Consider the following 19530-nt stretch of genomic DNA (forward strand, 5'->3'; position numbering starts at 1 on the left):
GCAAAAGATGACACGAATGGCAAGCCTGCTGGCATCGGCTTTCATTCTGCTCGTGCCACTGTCGTCCGCATCGGCCGCCATGCCGGAAGCGGCAACCGCTCTGTTCGAGGCAAGGACCGTGGCCGCGCGCGACAGCGCCCTGTCTACCCTGGAAGCGGCCGCGCCGAAAGATCCGGCGTCCGCCTATGCCGCCGGCGCCGGCGAATTCTTCACCGCGCTGGAACTGCTGGCCAGCGGCCTGCACCGCCATGGTTTCGAGAGCCCGCAATCCTTCATGCTGCCGCTGATGCAGCTGCCGGTGCCGCCCAATCCCAAACCCGAGCCGCTGACCTACGACGGGTTCCGCGCCATACTGGTCGCCTTCCGCGACCGGCTGGGAAAATCCGCCGCGACACTGGGTTCGGTGCCTGCCGATGCCGATATCGGCATGGTCATCGACCTCACCCATGTCGGCATCGACCTCAACGAGGACGGCACGATCGCGCCGGATGAAAGCATGGCGGCGATCATGGCCGCGCTGTCGCGCGGCGGCATGGCGCCGGACGGCACCGCGCCCGCGCTCACCTTCCGCTTCGACCGCGCCGACGGCTATTGGCTGCAGGGCTATGCCGACTTCCTGATGGCGCAGGCCGATTTCTGGCTTGCGCATGATTTCAAAGGCACGTTCGACGGCTCGTTCCACATGCTTTTTCCGCGCGCCAAGCTGCCATTGCAGGACATCCTCGTGCCGCCGCCAAGCGAGATGGGCTCGAGCATCTTCTCCTCGGAATGGCGCATCGCCGATTTCATCTCGATGGTGCACCTCATCAACTGGCCGGTGGTCGAGCCGGAGCGCCGCAAGGCGGCGCGCCAGGAGCTGCTCGAAATGATCCGGCTGTCGCGCGAGGACTGGAAGGCGATCCGCGCCGAGACCGACAATGACCGCGAATGGCTGCCCGGTCCGCAGCAGAAGGGCGAAAACCCGCTCACCGGCCTCGAAGTAGGCGAGGAGCAGGTCCAGGCCTGGCTCGCCACCCTGACCATGGCCGAGGACCTGCTCGAAGGCAGGGCGCTGCTGCCGCACTTCCGCATCACCGGCAAGGGCATCAACATGAAGCGCTTCTTCGACGAGCCGAAACCCTTCGACCTCGTGCTGTCGATCACCGGCCCCGGCATCGCGCCTTACCTCGAAACCGGCAAGATCCTGACCAGCGAGGATTTCGATCAGATCCAGCGCGAGTTCGGCGGCGGCGGGTTTTTGACGTTCGCGCTGTGGTTCAACTGAGACCGCGCCGTCGCCATCCCAGGGCGTAGCAAGGAGCGAAGCGACGAGGCGCAGATCCTAGCGCCGACGATCAGAAGAACCGGCGTTGGAGCCGCAGGAGCCCGGCCATGACTGCTGCTATGAGCGCGTTCGATATCACGCCGACCGCACCACTCATCCAGGCGATATCGCCGGACTGGCCAAGGATAGCCGAGGGATAGCCGATAGCGATCACGACAATCGCCGCCACCAATCCAAGCCAACCCGCGCCCGGCCGACCGGCCAACCGGCTGAGGAAGTAGGCGATCGCGACCAGCACGATCCTGAGCGGGTCCAGTATCTGGGCAATGACGATAACAGTCAGAAGCATGGCCGGGCACTAAGCTTCAAAACCAGACCTTTCAAGGGCCAAGGCTCACGGAATCAGCGCGGGGCGGGCCTGACATCGACAGGTCCTAACGCGCGAACCCGTGCAGCCGGGCCAGCAGCCATTGCAGCGGATTGTTCACGAATGCCTTGGTGACGAAGCTGTCGTGGGCGGCGTCCGAGGCGAGCAGGGCGACAGTGCCGGCTTCCAGCCGCCGCGGCGGGTCAGCGCTGGCGTTGATGCCCTTGTCTGCCAGCGCCTGGCTTATCTCGGCATTGCCGGAGGCCGATGATTTGCCATAGGCGCTGACGAAGAAACTCTTCCTGTGATGCGCGATCCAGTCGGCGAAGATGTCGGCTTCATCGAAAACGGCGTCGAGCAGGACGACGCCGAGCAGGCGGCCGCCAATGTCGCCGTTCTTGAGCACGGAAGCAGCCGGATTATAGCCGCCGCTGTAGGCGACCAGCACCACCGGCATGGCCTCGAATTTTGCCGCCTTTGCGCCGGTCAGCCTGGCCAGGCCTTGCGCCGCCTCGGCCATGAACTTGGCAAAATAGCCCGGCGTCCAGAAATTGCCGGCGCTGGAATCCTGCGCGTCGCGGGCAAATTGCGGCGCCATCAGCACGGCGTTGAGGCCTGAAGCCTCGACCTGCGCGACGACCCGCTGGCGCCCGACCACGTCGCGCTGCAAGGTCGCGCCATTGCCGTGGAAGAACACCACGATGACAGCGGGCTTGGCGGCATCGAACCCCTTGGGAATCGCGAGCAGCGTCGAGCGGTCACAATAGGTCTCGTCTTCCCAATAAATTCCCCCGCGCGCCGACGTGTGGCCGTGGCGGCCATTCGCTTCGACGTCGAGAAACGCCGCGGAACCGTCGGGCAGCTTGCCCCGGTACGGAAAGGGCGACGCCTTGAACGGCACGATGGTCGAGATGGCCTTGTGCAAGCGCGCGCCCTGACTTGCCACCGGAAACGCCGCCGTGGCCAGCAGTCCGGCGACGATGGCGCGCCGGTCCGGCATCAGGCGGGCACCACCCGGAGAGCCGGCGCCTTCGATGGCAGGAGCACGGCAAAGAACGCCGGAATGGCGATGAGATAGGCGATTGCCGACCATTGCAGCACGGCGCTGAGCCCGAAGCTGGTGGCGACGATCGGCACGGCGGCGGAGCCGATCACCGAGAAACAGCCATTGATGCCCCAGGCCCAGACGAACAGATGCTCCTTGCCGAGCCGCGCCAGCCAGGTCATGGCGGTGGCCATCGGCATGCCCATCAGGAAGGCCGGCGGCGACACCAGCAGGAAGCACAGTAGCAGCCGCACGGCATAGGGATAGGCGCCGATCTGGTCGAGCACCGGCGACAGATAGAACCCGTAGACCAGCAGCAGCGCGCAGACCGCCAGCAGCACTACCGGCAGCAGCGTCCTGGCGCGGTCGAAGATGCGCTCGGCGAACAAGCTGCCGAGACCGGAGAACACCAGCATCGAGGAGATCAGCACCGAGGCCGAAACGGTCGGATTGGCCAGCGCCACGGTAAAGCGGCTGATCAGCCCGACCTCGACCATGATGTAGCCGAGGCCGAGACAGGCGAAATAGAGGATGGTGCCAAGCTTGCCGCGCGAGCGCGAGAACACGATGCGCCAGCCGAAGATCACCGGCAGCAGCACCAGCGACGCCGCCGTGATGCAGGCGATGCCGAGCGTCGCCCAGATCAGGAGATAGCCCCAGTCGTCCTGGAACAGGTCGAGCCGGTCGAGCGTGCGCGGCAGGTCGGCGATCTTCACATAGGCCGCGAAATAGGGTTGGTCGTTGCTCAGCGCACGCGCGTCGAAGACATAATCGCTGGCGAGCTTTTCCCAGCCGCCGGTCAGAAGCGCGTGCCAGGTCATGCGCTGCAGTTCCGTCGCCGGCAACACCTGCGGGCCGGCATCGCCGCCAACACCGGCGCAGGCGTCGAGCGTCGGATCGGCCGGCGCCGTTGGGTCGCAGTCAGGATTTGCAGGCGCGATGGGGTCGGCTGGCGCCGACGCATCGGCGGGCTGGGTCAGCGTCGCGTCCTCTCCGCTGCCGAAGATCGAGGCGCGGTAATCATCGAGTACTTTTTGCGCCCCCGAGCCGTCATAAACTATTCCTGGATAATAGACCTCCTCCCAGGACATTGATTTGGTGTAGTCGCGCAGTGTCTTGATTTCGGCCTGGGTGAAGCCGCCGCGCTTGAACAGCACGGTCGTGGTGGAGAGATAGCTCGATACCGCGAAGATGTCGTTGGCCGCACCTTCGCGATCGAATGTTTTCGCCGCTTCGGCCACGGTCGAATAAAGCTTGAGCACCGATTTCGGCGGCTCTTCCTTGTTCCACAAGGTGATCGACAGCACGCCGCCATCGGCAAGCGCGCGCATATAGCTCAGCATTGCCTCGCGCGTGTAGGCATATTTCTCCGAAATGGCGAAGCCGCCGGGATTGGACAGGCCGACGCTGTCGGCGAGGCTGAGATCGATGACGTCATAGCGCTCGGCCGTGTTGGCGAGGAACAGGCGCCCGTCATAATCGATCACCTTGAGCCGCGGCTCGGCCAGTATGTCGCCGGTCACATCCCTGAGGATCGGATCGCGGAAGGCCCGCAACGTCATCGGATTGCTTTCGGCGACGGTCACCGATGTCGAACCGGCATTGAGCGCGGCCTGCGTGGAGATGCCGCCGCCGAACTGCACGACGAACGTCTTGGGCTTCTCCTTGATGACATAGGGGTAGTGCATCGGCAGATAGCGGAAATAGACCTGCTCTGCCGGCGCCAGGTTGCGCATGATACCTTCCGGCCCGTCGCCGTCGCGATACATGCCGACATAGGTGTTGGCCGGAACCTCGGGCATGCCGAAGGCGGCGTTGTCGCTCAGGCCCGGCGCGAAGTGCATGTAGGAGCTGGCATAGACCTGCAGGTCGCCGAACGGCGAGACGCTGCGGTAGATGCGCTTGCCGTCCGGGAAATTGCGGGCATAGGCGACGCCCTTGTATTGCGAGACGGCGATGTCGGGTATGCCCGTGAGCCCGGGCAGCATGAGGTAGCCTGATATCGACAGCGCCGCGACGGCCACGCCCACGACAACGCTCTTCCAGGCGCCGAACGCAGCGAACCACAAGAGCGAGCCGGCGGCCCACAAAAGCAGCGGCACGACGATGATGGTTTCAGGCGCGAACAGATACAGCGACACCAGCACGACGAGGCCGGCAAGTCCCGAGCCGGTCAGGTCGGCGAAATAGACGCGGCCGAAGGCGGTGCGGCTCTTCAGGAAGACGATGCCGAGGAAGAAGGCGCCGGCCAGGAACGGCAGGAGATAGAGCAGGAAATTGGCGAGCAGCCGCCATTTCTGCTGGGGATCGGAAACCAGGAAGATGGCGTTGAACGGCACCGTCTGGGCGGCGAGGTTGGCGCCGACGGCGAGCGGCCCGATCAGCAGCAGGGCCACTGTTGCCGCGCCTTGCCAGTGGCGGTCGAACCAATCCTTGCCGGCGAAGATGACGACGCTGGACAAGGAGAAACCAAGCATGGCGAGGCTCACCACCAGCGAGCCGAAATGCGACCAGCTGCCCACGGCGAACACGCGCATGACGGCGATCTGCAGGGCGATGATGGCGCCGGCGATCAGCCCGACCGCGAGATAGTGCGCAAGCCGTGGCGCCTCCAGCGGGGCGATGCCTGGTCGAGAGATCGATGCGACGGCTGCCATTCAGGCCCCTCGATGCGAAATTCAGCAAGGCCGGTGCCGCCGCGCGGCAACTCAGCCGTTATGCGTACCGACGATCTGGTCGCCTTCCAGCTTGGTGAAGGGCACGAAAGGCACCACCTTGCCGTTGTAGATGTCGGAGCGGACGACGTTGAACGTGCCATCCGCAAGCTGCTGCTTGATCACCTTGAGCACATGCTGAGCCCCCGGCGGACCGACCGGAATGACCATCACGCCATTGGGCTTGAGCTGCTGCAGCAGCGATGGCGGAATATGGTCGATGCCGCAGGTGACGATGATCTTGTCGAACGGGCCGACGCTCTCCCAGCCATAATAGCCATCGGCATTGCGGCTGGTGACCGAGCCGAATTCGCTGTAGCCGCGATCGATCAGCCCGTCATAGGTGCGGCGGGTGCGCTGCGCCAGAGGATTGATGATCTCGATCGTGTGCACCTTGTCGGTGAGGTTGGCGAGGTAGGCCGACTGGTAGCCCGATCCGGTGCCGATCTCGAGCACGGTTTCGCCGAACTGCACGTCGATGGAGGTCGTCATGCGCCCAACCAGATGCGGGCCTGAAATCGTCACGCCATAACCGATGTCGAGGAAGGCATGATCATAGGCGCGGCCCAGATTCTGCGGCAGCACGAATTCCTCGCGCGGCGTCAGCAGGAAGGCGCGCTTGTTGCGGTCGTCCAGCACGTCCTTGTTGTAGACCATGATCTGGAAGCGGTCGAACCGCTCCGCCAGCAACTTCGGATCCTCGCCGCGATTGGCCACCATCCAGTCGATGAACGATTTCTTGTCCTTGAACGGCACCTCCGCATTGCGGTCATAGGGAACCGGCACGGCGGCCTTGACGGCGGCCGGGAGAATGGAAAACGCCGCAGCTCCCGCCGACAGCGCCAAGAAGTCCCGACGCTTCATGGAAAAGCCTCCAAAAGTGGCTTTTGCCACCTTAAAACCAAGCACTCGACCGGAGTGCACCGCCTCCCAAAACGAGTCAATCGGCCGCCGGGAGGCGATCCTTCAGGCCGAAGAATTGTGGCAGGACGGCAACAGTATTTGCAGGCAGCCGGTGGTGTTCGCAGCGGCGCGGACGACGCGCGTCGGCGTGCCTCACTGCCGCGGGAAACGCTCAAGCATCTTTTTGCGAAGATTAGCAAAGGCTGTTTTGCTTGACTCGGCAGGCAAAAACAGGCAGCAAAACAGCCTTGGAAGGGCTGCAATACCGCGTGCATGGTCGTGGACGAGCCTTTTTCGGCACAAAGTCCACGTCTCTCCATTGGTTTTGAGAGGGATTGGTTAACCAACTTTGTCCATATTTTGAAGCAATCGGCAACTAACGACAGGCGCGGCAAACGCGTCGGGGACCACCTGGGATCACTCACAGAATGGTCGTCGCGGCTATCACAGCCGCGGACGTGGGAGCCGATTGGAGCAAGATTGGTTGCATGGCGTTTTTGAGTCGTAAAATTGTCGGGGACAGGCGTTGGAGCGGCGAGACCGCTGTCGAAGCGCCACGCGCCTCATCCTTCACCCCTGAACGGGTTGTCCGCTGGATCGCGGTGCCGGGCGTCAGCGCTGCCGTCGGCCTATGGCTGATCGGCACCATGGCCGGCCTCAGCTCCGTCGGCGCTTCGCTGTCGGCGACGTCGATCGGCCTGCCGCAGACGCTGTCGATGCCGGGCACGCTCGCTCTCGCCGATCCGCTGAAACAGCATTTCCTCAGCTCTTCCGCGCCCTTCGTCATGGCCAATGCCCATGGCGGCGCGCAAGCGCTGCACGACCATGCCGTACAGTGCGGCGCCAGTTGCTTCAAGCTGGCGGCGATAACCCCCAAGGCGGAGAAATCCGCGCGCCTGGTGGCACAGGCCAAGCCGACGCCGGCGAAGTCGAAATCGCAGCAGCGCTTCGAATTGATGGAAGCGTCGCTGTCGCCGACAAAGCTCGCCGCTGCCTTCGCCGGCATGGGAAAGCCGGCGACCGCGGCCAGCACCCGTCCCGTGATTTCCAGCGCCGCGCCCCAGGTCACCGAGGCGTCTCTCGTGCCGTCCGTCCAGGTCATGGCCAGCCTGTCCAACGACATGCCGGCTCCGGCGGCGGAACGCTTCGCCCGCGCCGATATGGGTTCGGTCGTGCAGACCGCACCGGAGCCGATGGGCTTTGCCCAGCCGGAAACGCCCGATAACGCGCAGCTGGCGCTTGCCCTGGTCGAGTCGATGCCTATCGAGGACGAAGCCTTCGCCTCGCCGCTGCCGATGACCGAATCCTCGCCCGATGTCGCGGTTGCGCCGGTCGAGACCCAGCAGGAAAAGCCCGGCGACGCCGCCTCGCTGCCGGATGCGCTCACCGACGATGTCCCGCTGCCGACCCGCCGCCCGCAATATGACGCGCCGCAGCAGCGCAGCGTCGTGGAAGAGGACAAGCCGGCCGCACAACCCAAGACTTTGCAGGAGAAGCCGGCGCCTCAGCCGAAGCCCGTCCAGCAAGCCAGGCAGCCGGCCCGGCAAGGCCGGACCCGCGATGGTGGCGACGTGCTGGCCTATGCCAAGCCGGACACGCCCTCGGGCGGCCTCGGCCAGGCGTTCAGGAATCTGTTCAACGGGCCGAGCGCGGGAAGCGGCGCCGGCCATGGCGTCGCCGTCTACGACATCAGCGCCAAGACCGTCTACATGCCCGACGGCCAGCGGCTCGAGGCGCATTCCGGCCTCGGCGCCATGGTCGACCAGCCGCGCTATGTCGACGTGAAGGATCGCGGCCCGACACCACCCAACACCTACAATCTGTCGCTACGTGAATCGCGCTTCCACGGCGTCGAGGCCATCCGCCTGACACCGACGAGCGGCGGCAACAAATACAACCGCACCGGCCTGCTCGCGCATACTTACATGCTGCGCGGCGGCCGCGCCGAATCCAATGGCTGTGTCGTCTTCAGGGACTATGCCCGCTTCCTCGCCGCCTTCAAGAAGGGCAAGGTCACTCGCCTCGTCGTGGTGCCGCGCCTGAACGGATCGCCGACCCGCGTGGCGGACAACGCGCGCGGCGCCTGAGCCCTGCGAGCGGGAAGCGCGCGGTACCAGCTCCTGACAGCCTGCTGTCAGGAGCCGCGGCCGGCGGCACGCCCGCCTTCATCCCGCCCTTTCCATTTTCGCCAAGACCTCCCATATTCGGGACATGGCCAAATCCCCCGATAAAAGAACGCCGCCGACGGCGAGTGACGACCGCGCCGCGCCGAAGCGGCGCAGTCCGCTGACCGATTTCCTCGACGCGTCTGAACCATTGCATAAGGGCGGCTTCGCCGAGATGCCGCAGGCCGAACTGTCGGGCACACCGCTGACCGGTTCGATCGCGGATTGGGCCGAGCAGATCGAACAGGAGGCGGAACGCGAAGGGCGCACCACGGGCAAAGGTGGCGGCGCGAAATCGCCGAAGAAGATACCCGAGCGCTCCGCCGCGCCGGGCCGCACCGCGCGCGGCACCTCGATGGGCGGCGCCGCGACCGCCCGCGAACGCGCCGCGGCCGGTCTCAATCCGGTCGCCGGCCTCGACGTCTCGCTGGAAGAGGCCGAGACGATGACATCGAGTGGCGTCACCGCTACGGTGGCCGCGCTCTCGGCGCTGATCGAATCCGGCAATCCGCTGCACAAGGACGGCGTGCTGTGGACGCCGCACCGCCCTGCCCGGCCGGAAAAATCCGAAGGCGGCATCGCCATCAAGATGGTGTCGGATTTCGAACCGGCCGGCGACCAGCCGACCGCGATCAAGGACTTGGTCGAGGGCGTCGACAACAACGACCGCACGCAAGTGCTGCTTGGCGTCACCGGCTCCGGCAAAACCTTCACCATGGCCAAGGTGATCGAGGAGACGCAGCGGCCCGCTTTGATCCTGGCGCCCAACAAGACGCTGGCAGCACAGCTCTATTCGGAGTTCAAGAAATTCTTCCCCGACAACGCGGTGGAATATTTCGTCTCCTATTACGACTATTACCAGCCGGAAGCCTACGTTCCGCGCACCGACACCTTCATCGAGAAGGAGTCCTCTATCAACGAGCAGATCGATCGCATGCGCCACTCGGCGACGCGCTCGCTGCTCGAGCGTGACGACGTCATCATCGTTGCCTCGGTGTCGTGCATCTACGGTATCGGCTCGGTCGAGACCTATACCGCGATGACCTTCCAGATGCAGATCGGCGACCGGCTCGACCAGCGCGCCCTGCTCGCCGACCTCGTCGCCCAGCAGTACAAGCGCCAGGACATCAATTTCGTGCGCGGCTCGTTCCGCGTGCGCGGCGACACGATCGAAATCTTCCCGGCCCACCTGGAAGACCGCGCCTGGCGCATCTCCATGTTCGGCGACGAGATCGAGGCTATCACCGAGTTCGACCCGCTGACCGGCCAGAAGACCGGCGAGCTGAAGAGCGTCAAGATCTACGCCAATTCGCACTACGTGACGCCGCGCCCGACGCTCAATCAGGCGATCAAGTCGATCAAGGAAGAGTTGAAACACCGGCTGGTGGAACTGGAGCGCGCCGGCCGTCTTCTGGAAGCGCAGCGGCTGGAACAGCGCTGCCGCTTCGACCTGGAGATGCTGGAGGCCACCGGCTCCTGCGCCGGCATCGAGAACTATTCGCGCTATCTCACCGGCCGCCAGCCGGGCGATCCGCCGCCGACGCTGTTCGAGTACATTCCCGACAATGCGCTGGTCTTCATCGACGAAAGCCACGTCACCGTGCCGCAGATCGGCGGCATGTATCGCGGCGACTTCAGGCGCAAGGCGACGCTGGCCGAATATGGCTTCCGCCTGCCCTCCTGCATGGACAACCGGCCGCTGCGCTTCGAGGAATGGGACGCCATGCGGCCGCTCTCAGTCGCGGTTTCGGCGACGCCGGGCGGCTGGGAGATGGAACAGGCCGGCGGCGTCTTCGCCGAGCAGGTCATCCGCCCGACCGGGCTGATCGATCCGCCGGTCGAGGTGCGACCGGCCAAGAGCCAGGTCGACGACGTCGTCGGCGAAATCCGCGAGACGACGGCTGCCGGCTATCGCACGCTGGTCACCGTGCTGACCAAGCGCATGGCCGAGGATCTGACCGAATATCTGCACGAGCAGGGCGTGCGCGTACGCTACATGCACTCCGACATCGACACGCTGGAGCGCATCGAGATCCTGCGCGACCTGCGGCTTGGTGCCTTCGATGTGCTGGTCGGCATCAACCTTCTGCGCGAAGGCCTCGACATTCCCGAATGCGGCTTCGTCGCCATCCTCGATGCCGACAAGGAAGGCTTCCTGCGTTCGGAAACCTCGCTGATCCAGACCATCGGCCGCGCCGCCCGCAATGTCGACGGCAAGGTCATCCTCTACGCCGACCAGGTCACCGGCTCGATGGAACGGGCGATGGCGGAGACCAACCGCCGCCGCGAGAAGCAGATGGAATGGAACGCCGCCAATGGCATCACGCCGGAATCGGTGAAATCGCGCATCTCCGACATCCTGGATTCGGTCTACGAGAAGGATCACGTCCGCGCCGACATCTCGCAGTTCACCGACGGCGCCGGCGCCATGATGGGTAACAATTTCAAGGCTCATCTCGACGCGCTCGACAAGCAGATGCGCGACGCCGCCGCCAATCTCGACTTCGAGAAGGCGGCCCGTATCCGCGACGAGATCAAGCGGCTGCGCGAGATGGAACTATCCATCTCCGACGATCCGCTGGCGCGCGAGGTGGAAGGCCAAAGCCCGGCGTCAGGCCGCGAAAAGGGCAAACACAACAAGGGCGTGGCCAAGCATCGAACGGCTGAGGAGCAGGAACGTTTCCGCAAGCTCGACCAGGCACGCGCCGCCGAAGAGGCGGCCAAGGCCGCCAGGCCCAACCTCTTCCGCAAGCCCGATCTCGACGAGATGGGCGCCGACGGCGCCGTACCGGTGAAGAAGGCGCTGTTCGCCAAGCCCTCGCTCGACGATATGGGACCTGGTACCGACATGCCGACACCGTCCGGCGCGGTGTCGCGTTCGCTGTTCAAGAAGCAGTCGGCCGAAGAGGCGCACGGCTCCGACTTCGGCATTCCCGGCGACGCGACCAAGCCGCTGTTCAAGAAGAACTCGCTCGACGAGATGACGGTGCGGCGCACCGAAACGCCGATCGAAGGCGACAAACCGGTCAAGCGCGAACGCACCGGCATCGGCTCCTACGAGGACCCAGGCGACGCCCGCCGCGAAAAGCGCCGGCCGGGCAAGACTGGCAGGCCGGGACAGTAGGCTTTCCCTTCCTCCTTGGGGCGGGGATGTGTTTCGTCTAGGTCGCTTCAAATTTTTTGGTGAATGCTTGCCCGTTGAATGTGTGGGTGCAGCAGGAACAGTTTGGCTTCATGTCTTCCATCTTGAGATCCGGGTCGACACGCGCCAAGCAATTGTTCTGATCTACATGCAAGCCGCTGTAGTATGAGTTCTCGCCTACCCGAACGAAGGACTTCTTGTCCGCATCGTTCAATGCGACGATCCAGAAAATAGGATCTGGTCGATCGAGCCGTGCCACTGCCTGACTATGGATGTCGGTCCAATCCTTTCCAACCTTGGAAAGCAGAAATCTGAACAGCGGAGTGTAATCGAGGCCCTGGTGCTTTTTGCCATGCATCGAGCCGCGGGTCGTCGGGTCTTCTCTTTTGGCATTCCGAGAAAACTTGTATTCACCGCCCCCGTGTCTGACTCCACGGGTTCGGGAGTTTATACGCCTGTAGAGAGGCTCTTTGTCTTGCATCTTAGCTGCCTTGCCAGTCGCAGGACCATATATAGCATGGCCTCGATTTCAACAGCGACTGATGGCAGACCGCGTCGGCCGCTTCAAGATGCCTCGACTTTCGGCCGGCCTGGACCATGCGCCGGCGCTTGCCATGCGCTGATCGAAACGATACGGGCCAATGGCGACTGCCCACCCCCAAGTACCTCCCAACGGCCGACGAAAATGACCCGCAAGGACATCGCCGCCTACGTCTTCCTGGCCGTCACCTGGGGACTGTCGTTCTTGGTGCTGCTCAAGGTGGTGCATGCCTTTGGCTGGGTCGGCGCGGTCACCTTGCGCTCGCTGATCGCCGGCATCACGCTCTTTCTGCTTGCAGCCGCGACGAGGCGACGGCTGGATTTCAGCGCTGGCTGGCGGCACTTCGCCATGGTCGGCGCAACCACGGTCGCGGCGCAGCTGATCGGCCTGTCCTACGCCACGCCGCGCATCGGCACGGCGATGGCGGCCATCCTGGTTGCCGCGATCCCGCTGTTCTCGATGATCATCGGCCAGTTCTGGGGGCTTGAGCGCATCACTGTTCGCGGCCTTGCCGGGCTGCTGCTCGGCGCTGCCGGCATCATCGTCCTTGTCGGTTTCCCTCCGGTTCCGGTCACCGCTTCCTTTGCGATCGGCTGTACCGCCTCGCTGTTCAGTTCCTTCTCGGCGGCGTTCGGCAGCAACTACGCCAATCGCCATTTGCGGTCGGCCGGCTCGCTGGAGCTCACCAGCGCCGCCTTCCTGTCTGGCGGCGTGATGACGCTGCCGCTGCTGCTCGCCGTGCCGGTGCCGGCCATGCCGAGCTTTGTCGACTTCCTCTATTTGGCGATACTGGCCTGCGTGATGAGTGCATTGACCTATGTCGTGTATTTCCGGCTGGTGGCCAGCATCGGCGCGACCAGGACGATCAGCGTCGAATTCGCCGTGACCACGATCGCGGTGCTGGCCGGAACGATTGTGCTCGGCGAGTCGCTGACCATGATCCAGGGCTTCGGCGCGGCGGCAATCATCGGCGGCTGCATACTGGTGCTGGATCCCTTCCCGCGCCGCTTGAAAGCGGCGCCCTTGCCATCTCCCGCCAACTAAGGGTTGATTATGCGGCAGCGAGGTAAACTACATATTCTACCTCTGATTTTAGGTGGAAACGACACGCCCCTGCGGATAGGTGCCGACCTTGGTCCGGTCCAGAAACACCTTGGCTTTCCTAAATGGCTATATGTCTATCAGGATCAGCCGTGCGGCTTTCTGCTGGGCTATGGTGATCTGGAAATCGACGTTCTGACCAGCCGCAATCGAGCGCGCGTCAATCGCATCAGTATCAAACTCTGGCAAATGCCCGATATTCCCAAGCCTCTGCCTTTGAAATGGAGTGGCAATAGCCAAATCGATCTCGACGGTTTCAGCCCGTCAATGACGCTTTCGGCCGCCAGAATACGGCTTGCAAGTCTCGGATTGCAGGGCGAGGAATATACGATGGACAGCTCGTTTGAAACTGTCCGCCGGATTGTACTTCCCCACGCCGAGCTTCATTTCTTCAACGGGCCGGAAGAACCTATTCTGATGGAGCTTCACTTCCTGCCGCTGGAGGAAATCAAGCGAACCAAAGGTGACTGGGTATTCCGCCAGCCGAGCTAATTTCTGCCTGCAGAAGCCACTTGCCGTCCGCCCCACCCTTGATGTAGTCACTCTCCACACTCGAACGTCTCGAAAGGAGGGCTCACGTGTTTACGTTTTTTCGTCACCATCGTCAGCGTGGCCCGATTTCTGCCCTGCGAGCTAGCTTGCAGGGCTGACCAGGGACGGTCCGGGTTTTTTCCCGCTTCGATTTTTTGGTCTGCCCTTCGTGGTGTGCAACGCCTGGCCTGATCGCCGGCACGCGCACCGACAAAGTGCATCGAGCCGGATTTTCCGGACAGACCAGAGAAATCGAAAATGGCCCTGATCAGCCTCAAATCCCTCGGCGTCACCATGAGTGCGCCGCTCTTCTCCAACCTCGACCTCGGCATCGGCACCGGTGACCGGCTCGGCATCGTCGCCGCCAACGGGCGCGGCAAGTCGACCTTGCTCAAATGCCTGACCGGCGAACTGGAGCCGACGACAGGCGACATCACCCGCACGCGCGGCCTGCGTGTCGGCAATGTCGAGCAGTCCGTTGTCCCTGCCCTGCTCGGCCGCACCTTTTATCAGGTGGTGGCTGACGCCTTGCCGCCGGAGCAGGCCGACAGCGAGATGTGGCGCGTCGACGTGGTTCTCGATTCACTCGACGTGCCCGAGCCGATGCGCGAGCGGCCAATGCAGGTGCTCAGCGGCGGTTGGCAGCGGCTGGCGCTGATCGCCCGCGTCTGGGTCACCGATCCCGACGTGCTGCTGCTCGACGAGCCGACCAACCATCTCGATCTCGCCCGCATCAGCCAACTCGAGACATGGCTGAATGCGCTGCCGCGCGAGGTGCCTGTCATCATCGCCAGCCATGACCGCGCCTTCCTCGACGCCACTACCAACCGGACGCTGTTCCTGCGCCCGGAACAATCGCCGGTGTTTTCCCTCCCCTATTCGCGGGCCAGGGACGCGCTGGACGAGATAGATGCTTCGGCCGAACGAAAATTCCAGCGCGACATGAAGGTGGCACAGCAATTGCGCCGCCAGGCGGCCAAGCTCAACAATATCGGCATCAATTCCGGCAGTGATCTGCTGACGGTCAAGACCAAGCAGCTCAACCAGCGCGCGGAGAAGCTCGAAGAGGCCGCCAATCCGGCGCATCGCGAAAAATCGGCAGGTGCGATCAAACTCGCCAATCGCGGCACGCACGCCAAGGTGCTGATCACGCTCGACGACGCGGCGGTCGAAACGCCTGACGGCACGCTGCTGTTCAGGACCGGCAAACGCCACATCTGCCAGGGCGATCGCATCGTGCTGCTCGGTCGCAACGGCGTCGGCAAATCGCGCTTCGTCACCTTGATCCGCAACGCCATCGTCGAACCGGATACGGTGCGGAATGTTAAGGTGACGCCGTCGACCGTGCTCGGTTACAGCGACCAGGCGCTGTCGGGCATCAGCGGCGACGACACGCCGCTGGCGATGGTCTCGCGCCGTTACGATATCGGCGAACAGCGCGCCCGCTCGCTGCTTGCCGGCGCCGGCGTGGTCATCGAGATGCAGGAGCGCAGGATCGGCGTGCTGTCGGGCGGCCAGAAGGCGCGGCTGATGATGCTGGCGCTCAGGCTCGCCAATCCCAACTTCTATCTGCTCGACGAGCCGACCAACCATCTCGACATAGACGGCCAGGAAGCGCTGGAGGAGGAGTTGTTGAAGCACCAGGCAAGCTGCCTGCTCGCTTCGCACGACCGATCCTTCATCCGCGCCATCGGCAACCGCTTCTGGCTGATCGAGAAACGGAAGCTGACCGAGGTCGACGATCCCGAAGATTTCTTCCGCGACGTGGCTGAGGGAACCAACTGAGCGGCGGGGACAGATGCATTGCCAATGAAGTTCCTGCCTGTCATTGACACGCCGGACCTTTGGTATCATTTCATGAGACGTACTCTTGATTCCTGGAACGTATCATGTCATGGTACGTCTGTCGGGCTCCACGGATGATACGTTCATTCAAGGACAAGACCAGCGAAGCCGTTTCGAACGGCAAGGCTCCAAAGGGCTTCCCTTCGGATCTTGTCCGACCGGCCCAACGGAAGCTGTACATGATCGACAACGCCGCCGAACTGTCAGATCTCAAGACGCCTCCCGGCAACAGGCTTGAGCCGTTGAAAGGCAACCGTGCCGGTCAGCATTCGATCCGCATCAACGATCAGTTTCGCATCTGCTTTCGCTGGGTGGATGGGCAAGCAGAAGATGTTGAAATAACCGACTACCATTGAAAGGCAGGTCCTAAATGCTTGATATCAACCCGCCTATCCATCCCGGAGAAATTCTCCGCGAAGAGTATCTCATACCGCTTGGTCTGAAGCCTTACACGCTGGCCAAAAAGCTGCATGTGCCGCGCACGCGCATCGAGCGCCTGGCCAGCGAGACGACCCCGGTAACCCCTGATACCGCGTTGCGCCTTGCGAAGTTTTTTGGGACCACGCCGCAGTTCTGGATGAACATGCAGGCAAGCTATGACCTCGCCGTCGAGGGAAAGGCCAAGAGAGCCGACCTTGAAACGATCGAACGATTGGAGACTGCCGCCTGACGTAAGCGCGCCGCGCCGGTAACAGAGGCCGCTGAAAAATTCTCCGGGCGATCTGTCGGATCGCCCGTTGCTGCCTCGTCCTTGGGATGCCGACACGATGATGCCGGCACCAACCCAGGGAGAGTTCGTCATGTCCGTCCTGTCATCCATCGGCCGCATCGCAACCCGGTATGCCGCGGCGCGCGCCCGTCACCGCAGCGAACGAATTCTGCTGTCGCTGCCGGCCGAACTGCGCAAGGATATCGGCTTTCCGGAAATCTTCGATGCCCGCGACAGCCGTCGCGCGGCCACGTCCTCGGCCAAGGTCATATGACCACGGCCTGTGCGCCGGCCTCCCGAGGCGGTCGGTTGCCGGATGATATCAGGCGAAAAATTTTCGCGACCCTGTAGGATTGGCGTCACCTCGTCCGTCCTATGGTCCGCAAGGCCAAACCAAACGTGAAGAGGAACACGAGAATGACCGACCAGACCCCGCCCCGCGCCAAAGTTCTTGGCGGATTGACCCCCTATCTGCAGGTCGACGGCGCCATCAAGGCCGCCGAGTTCTACAAGAAGGCTTTCGGGGCCGAGGAAGTCTTTGCCTATCCGGCGGATGAAAAAGGCCGCACCATGCATATCCATCTCTACATCAACGGCTCGACGCTGATGCTCGGCGACGCCTATCCGGAACACGGCCATCCGCACCAGGCCGCGCAGGGCTATACGCTGCAGCTCCATCTCGGCAAGGATGACATCGACGCCTGGTGGAAGCGCGCCATCGACGCCGGCTGCGAGATCGTCACGCCGCTGCAGGTGATGTTCTGGGGCGACCGCTGGGGCCAGGTGAAGGACCCCTTCGGTGTCGCCTGGGCAATGAACGCACCGGTGGAATAAGTTTTAGCGCGCGCGCCCTCGCCGAGGGGGATGCGCCCAACCGCGCCGGGTCGTATCCCCACCAACCCGGCGCCCGTTTGCAGCAAAGAGGAGACCACCATGTCCTATGTCGACGGCTTCGTGCTGGCCGTGCCGAAAGCAAATCTCGATGACTATAAAAAGCTGGCCAACCTCACAGGCCCGATATGGATGGAACACGGCGCGCTCGCCTATGTCGAATGTATCGGCGACGATGTGCCCTATGGCGAGCTGACCTCGTTTCCGCGCGCCGTTCAGGCCAAGGACGACGAGGTCGTCGTTTTCTCCTGGGCCGTCTACAAATCCAGGCAGGATCGCGATGCGGTGATGGCCAAGGTGATGGCCGATCCGCGCTTGAAACCCGATTGGGGAACCATGCCCTTCGACGCCAAGCGCATGATCTTCGGCGGCTTCCAGCCGTTCATAGAGCTTTGAGGAACTGGCGCAACGCTTGTCTGACTGGCTGCTCGTAGGCACCCATCGCTTCGTCATCCTATGGCGAAGCTGAAGAGCTTCCCCCAATCCGCTACCCGCGCGCTAATCCAGCTTGTCGAGCAGCGGCTTCAGCCGGTCGCCATAACGCTTCCACAGATCGACCGAGCCCTGGTACATCGGCTGGCGCACCTGCGCGGCCGATGCCGTGCGTACCGGCCGGTCGGTCTGGTGGAACGACAGCACGGCATCGTCCCACGGCAGGCCGAGATAGTCGATCAGCGCCCGGCTCTGCCCGTCCTGGTCGGCGACGAAATCCTCGTAGCGCACATCGTGCACGACGCCGGGCAGCACCTTGTGCCAATGCGCCATGATGTCGGTATAGAGATTGTGGAAATCGGCGAGCTCGCCGAGGTCATAGCCATAGCGGTGGCTGTCGCCGCGGAAATGCACCTTGTAGATCGACAGGCATGTCGCCGCCGCATCGCGGGCGCAATGGATGATTTTTGCCTTCGGCAGCATCATGTGGATGAAGCCGATGAGCAGGAAGTTGCCCGGCATCTTGTCGGTGACGTGGCGCATATGCGGATAGCGGGCATGGAGCATGTCGAGATAGGCCTGCCCCGCCTCGGCGAAATCCGTATCGTCCGTATCGGCCACGCCCCAGGGAAAGCCGCCCTGCATGTTCGACGGGAACTGCCTGCCGACCGCCGTCTTCAAGATACCGAGCTCGCCCGCGCCATAGACTTGTGGGTGGCTGGCGATGATCTGTTCGACCAGCGTCGTACCTGAACGCGGCATGCCGACGACGAAGATCGGCGCGTCGTCGGTGATCGGGCTTGGTCTGTGCTTTTCGAAGAAGCCGGCATCGAACACCGTCTTCATCGCCTCGAATTCGGCGCGCGTCTTCACCGGATCATAGTCGATGCCCTTGCGGCGGATGGCATTGCCCTCGGCGAAGTAGTCGAAAGCCTTGCCATAATCCTTGAGATCGTCATTGGCCTTGCCGAGGCCAAACGACAGCTGCATGCGTGCCAGGCTGTCCTGAGGCGCCTTGGCGTGCTGTGCCTCCATGCCGGCCAATTCGGCATCGCGTTCCTTCTGGCGCTTGACCTGAGACAGCATCAGCCACGCGCGGGCCATCGGGGGATGGATCGCCACCGCCTGCCGGAACAGGTCGGCCGCCTCGTCGAGCTTGCCCTTCTCCATCAGCCCGACGCCCAGGCCGTGCAGCAGGTCCGCATCCTTGGGCCGGATGGCCAGTGCCTCCTGGAAGACAGCCAGCGCCTCGTCGAGGCGTCCGGCCTCCTGCAGGGTTTCGGCAAGCCCGATACGCGCGCGCGCGTGGAATGGATTGCGCTGCACCGTGCCGCGATAGATATCCTCGGCCTCATCGAACCGGCCGATCTGCTTCAGCGACGAGCCGAGATTGTCGCGCGCCGCGAGCTGCTCCGGCCGCAGATCAACCGCGCCGCGGAAGAAATCGATCGCCGCCGTGACACGGCCGAGATCCCGCATCACCGTGCCGAGATTGTTGAGGAAGTCGGGGTTCGTCGGCTGCAGCTGAACCGACTGTTCCAGGAAATCCATGCCTTCTTCGCTACGCCCGGTCTGGTGCAGCAGCAACCCCAGGAAATGCGCCGCGGCCGCATGTTTGGGCTGACGCGCCAGCACCTGCCGGTAGATCGCCTCGGCCTCTTGCCGGCGCCCGGCCTGATGCAGTTGCAGCGCCTGCTGCACATACTGGTCGAGGCCCAGCGGCGGCTGGCCTCCCGCGCCAGACTTGGCCGCGCCAGACCTGGCTCCCGCACCCGCCGCTCTTCTCTGATCTCTGTTGATGGGACACCTGCCGTGTTTATACGCCTGCGGGACCTAAGCCATGCCGGGGAGAGATTCAAGTGTGTGGCCCGTCGCGCGAA

The 19530-nt window shown here is 63.5% G+C and carries 17 protein-coding genes; 11 read left to right on the forward strand and 6 right to left on the reverse strand.

All coding sequences use genetic code 11. The features are described from left to right. Positions 1-7: 7 nt before the first annotated feature. Positions 8-1264: a hypothetical protein gene (locus tag FJW08_RS09920; protein WP_140810357.1), complete on the forward strand. Its 1257-nt coding sequence runs from the start codon at positions 8-10 to the stop codon at positions 1262-1264. Positions 1265-1334: 70 nt separating this feature from the next. Here FJW08_RS09920 and FJW08_RS09925 read toward each other — a convergent pair whose 3' ends face one another. From FJW08_RS09925 to FJW08_RS09940, 4 genes are all read right to left on the reverse strand, one after another. Beyond that, positions 1335-1613 (reverse strand): hypothetical protein, encoded by a 279-nt coding sequence (locus FJW08_RS09925; protein ID WP_140759403.1) that lies wholly within the window; start codon positions 1611-1613, stop codon positions 1335-1337. Between the two features lie 85 nt (positions 1614-1698). Then, positions 1699-2631 carry a hypothetical protein gene (locus FJW08_RS09930; RefSeq protein ID WP_140810358.1) on the reverse strand — a complete coding sequence of 311 codons (933 nt, stop codon included), beginning with the start codon at positions 2629-2631 and terminating at the stop codon, positions 1699-1701. Continuing rightward, entirely contained in the window at positions 2631-5333 is a 2703-nt protein-coding gene (locus FJW08_RS09935) for a hypothetical protein (protein WP_140810359.1), read from the reverse strand. Before FJW08_RS09935 ends, FJW08_RS09930 begins: the two co-directional genes overlap by 1 nt. Positions 5334-5384: 51 nt before the next feature. Then, positions 5385-6254, reverse strand: coding sequence for a protein-L-isoaspartate O-methyltransferase (locus FJW08_RS09940; protein WP_140810360.1), 870 nt, complete (start codon positions 6252-6254; stop codon positions 5385-5387). A 527-nt stretch (positions 6255-6781) separates the two neighbouring features. On the opposite strand from FJW08_RS09940, the gene FJW08_RS09945 reads away from it, so the two are divergent. Further along, on the forward strand, positions 6782-8380 hold the full coding sequence (locus tag FJW08_RS09945) for a DUF2778 domain-containing protein (RefSeq protein WP_140810361.1): 1599 nt from the start codon (positions 6782-6784) through the stop codon (positions 8378-8380). A gap of 124 nt (positions 8381-8504) precedes the next feature. Continuing rightward, on the forward strand, positions 8505-11582 hold the full coding sequence (gene uvrB / locus FJW08_RS09950) for an excinuclease ABC subunit UvrB (RefSeq protein ID WP_140810363.1): 3078 nt from the start codon (positions 8505-8507) through the stop codon (positions 11580-11582). A gap of 37 nt (positions 11583-11619) precedes the next feature. Here uvrB and FJW08_RS09955 read toward each other — a convergent pair whose 3' ends face one another. Then, complete coding sequence (locus tag FJW08_RS09955) at positions 11620-11958, reverse strand: hypothetical protein (protein ID WP_246682292.1); 339 nt, start codon at positions 11956-11958, stop codon at positions 11620-11622. A gap of 327 nt (positions 11959-12285) precedes the next feature. Between FJW08_RS09955 and FJW08_RS09960 the strand changes: the two genes are divergently transcribed. The 8 genes from FJW08_RS09960 (at position 12286) to FJW08_RS09995 (ending at position 17614) form a co-directional block, all read left to right on the forward strand. Continuing rightward, on the forward strand, positions 12286-13185 hold the full coding sequence (locus FJW08_RS09960) for a DMT family transporter (protein WP_140810365.1): 900 nt from the start codon (positions 12286-12288) through the stop codon (positions 13183-13185). A gap of 9 nt (positions 13186-13194) precedes the next feature. Next, complete coding sequence (locus FJW08_RS09965; protein ID WP_140810366.1) at positions 13195-13734, forward strand: hypothetical protein; 540 nt, start codon at positions 13195-13197, stop codon at positions 13732-13734. A 297-nt stretch (positions 13735-14031) separates the two neighbouring features. Continuing rightward, entirely contained in the window at positions 14032-15558 is a 1527-nt protein-coding gene (locus tag FJW08_RS09970; RefSeq protein WP_140810367.1) for an ABC-F family ATP-binding cassette domain-containing protein, read from the forward strand. A gap of 134 nt (positions 15559-15692) precedes the next feature. Next, positions 15693-15974: a type II toxin-antitoxin system RelE/ParE family toxin gene (locus FJW08_RS09975; protein ID WP_140810368.1), complete on the forward strand. Its 282-nt coding sequence runs from the start codon at positions 15693-15695 to the stop codon at positions 15972-15974. Positions 15975-15988: 14 nt separating this feature from the next. Next, the gene (locus FJW08_RS09980; protein WP_127278412.1) at positions 15989-16288 is read left to right on the forward strand and encodes a HigA family addiction module antitoxin; all 300 of its coding nucleotides are present in this window, start codon (positions 15989-15991) and stop codon (positions 16286-16288) included. A gap of 130 nt (positions 16289-16418) precedes the next feature. Beyond that, positions 16419-16601, forward strand: a complete 183-nt coding sequence (locus tag FJW08_RS09985; protein ID WP_023770253.1) for a hypothetical protein — start codon at positions 16419-16421, stop codon at positions 16599-16601. 143 nt (positions 16602-16744) lie between these two features. Then, a complete protein-coding gene (locus tag FJW08_RS09990) occupies positions 16745-17161 on the forward strand; it encodes a glyoxalase/bleomycin resistance/extradiol dioxygenase family protein (RefSeq protein ID WP_140810369.1) in 417 nt (138 codons plus the stop codon). 99 nt (positions 17162-17260) lie between these two features. After that, complete coding sequence (locus tag FJW08_RS09995) at positions 17261-17614, forward strand: DUF1428 domain-containing protein (protein ID WP_140810370.1); 354 nt, start codon at positions 17261-17263, stop codon at positions 17612-17614. 102 nt (positions 17615-17716) lie between these two features. Here the strand turns inward: FJW08_RS09995 and FJW08_RS10000 are convergent, their stop codons facing one another. Continuing rightward, positions 17717-19351, reverse strand: a complete 1635-nt coding sequence (locus tag FJW08_RS10000; RefSeq protein WP_140810372.1) for a tetratricopeptide repeat-containing sulfotransferase family protein — start codon at positions 19349-19351, stop codon at positions 17717-17719. Between the last annotated feature and the right edge of the window lie 179 nt (positions 19352-19530).

Origin of the sequence: Mesorhizobium sp. B3-2-1, from assembly GCF_006439515.1 — a bacterium.
GTDB lineage: Bacteria > Pseudomonadota > Alphaproteobacteria > Rhizobiales > Rhizobiaceae > Mesorhizobium.

Coding starts and splice junctions, on each gene's coding strand:
- FJW08_RS09920 (WP_140810357.1), top strand. CDS start 8: ATGACACGAATGGCAAGCCTGCTGGCATCGGCTTTCATTCTGCTCGTG.
- FJW08_RS09925 (WP_140759403.1), bottom strand. CDS start 1,613: ATGCTTCTGACTGTTATCGTCATTGCCCAGATACTGGACCCGCTCAGG.
- FJW08_RS09930 (WP_140810358.1), bottom strand. CDS start 2,631: ATGCCGGACCGGCGCGCCATCGTCGCCGGACTGCTGGCCACGGCGGCG.
- FJW08_RS09935 (WP_140810359.1), bottom strand. CDS start 5,333: ATGGCAGCCGTCGCATCGATCTCTCGACCAGGCATCGCCCCGCTGGAG.
- FJW08_RS09940 (WP_140810360.1), bottom strand. CDS start 6,254: ATGAAGCGTCGGGACTTCTTGGCGCTGTCGGCGGGAGCTGCGGCGTTT.
- FJW08_RS09945 (WP_140810361.1), top strand. CDS start 6,782: ATGGCGTTTTTGAGTCGTAAAATTGTCGGGGACAGGCGTTGGAGCGGC.
- uvrB (WP_140810363.1), top strand. CDS start 8,505: ATGGCCAAATCCCCCGATAAAAGAACGCCGCCGACGGCGAGTGACGAC.
- FJW08_RS09955 (WP_246682292.1), bottom strand. CDS start 11,958: ATGCATGGCAAAAAGCACCAGGGCCTCGATTACACTCCGCTGTTCAGA.
- FJW08_RS09960 (WP_140810365.1), top strand. CDS start 12,286: ATGACCCGCAAGGACATCGCCGCCTACGTCTTCCTGGCCGTCACCTGG.
- FJW08_RS09965 (WP_140810366.1), top strand. CDS start 13,195: ATGCGGCAGCGAGGTAAACTACATATTCTACCTCTGATTTTAGGTGGA.
- FJW08_RS09970 (WP_140810367.1), top strand. CDS start 14,032: ATGGCCCTGATCAGCCTCAAATCCCTCGGCGTCACCATGAGTGCGCCG.
- FJW08_RS09975 (WP_140810368.1), top strand. CDS start 15,693: ATGATACGTTCATTCAAGGACAAGACCAGCGAAGCCGTTTCGAACGGC.
- FJW08_RS09980 (WP_127278412.1), top strand. CDS start 15,989: ATGCTTGATATCAACCCGCCTATCCATCCCGGAGAAATTCTCCGCGAA.
- FJW08_RS09985 (WP_023770253.1), top strand. CDS start 16,419: ATGTCCGTCCTGTCATCCATCGGCCGCATCGCAACCCGGTATGCCGCG.
- FJW08_RS09990 (WP_140810369.1), top strand. CDS start 16,745: ATGACCGACCAGACCCCGCCCCGCGCCAAAGTTCTTGGCGGATTGACC.
- FJW08_RS09995 (WP_140810370.1), top strand. CDS start 17,261: ATGTCCTATGTCGACGGCTTCGTGCTGGCCGTGCCGAAAGCAAATCTC.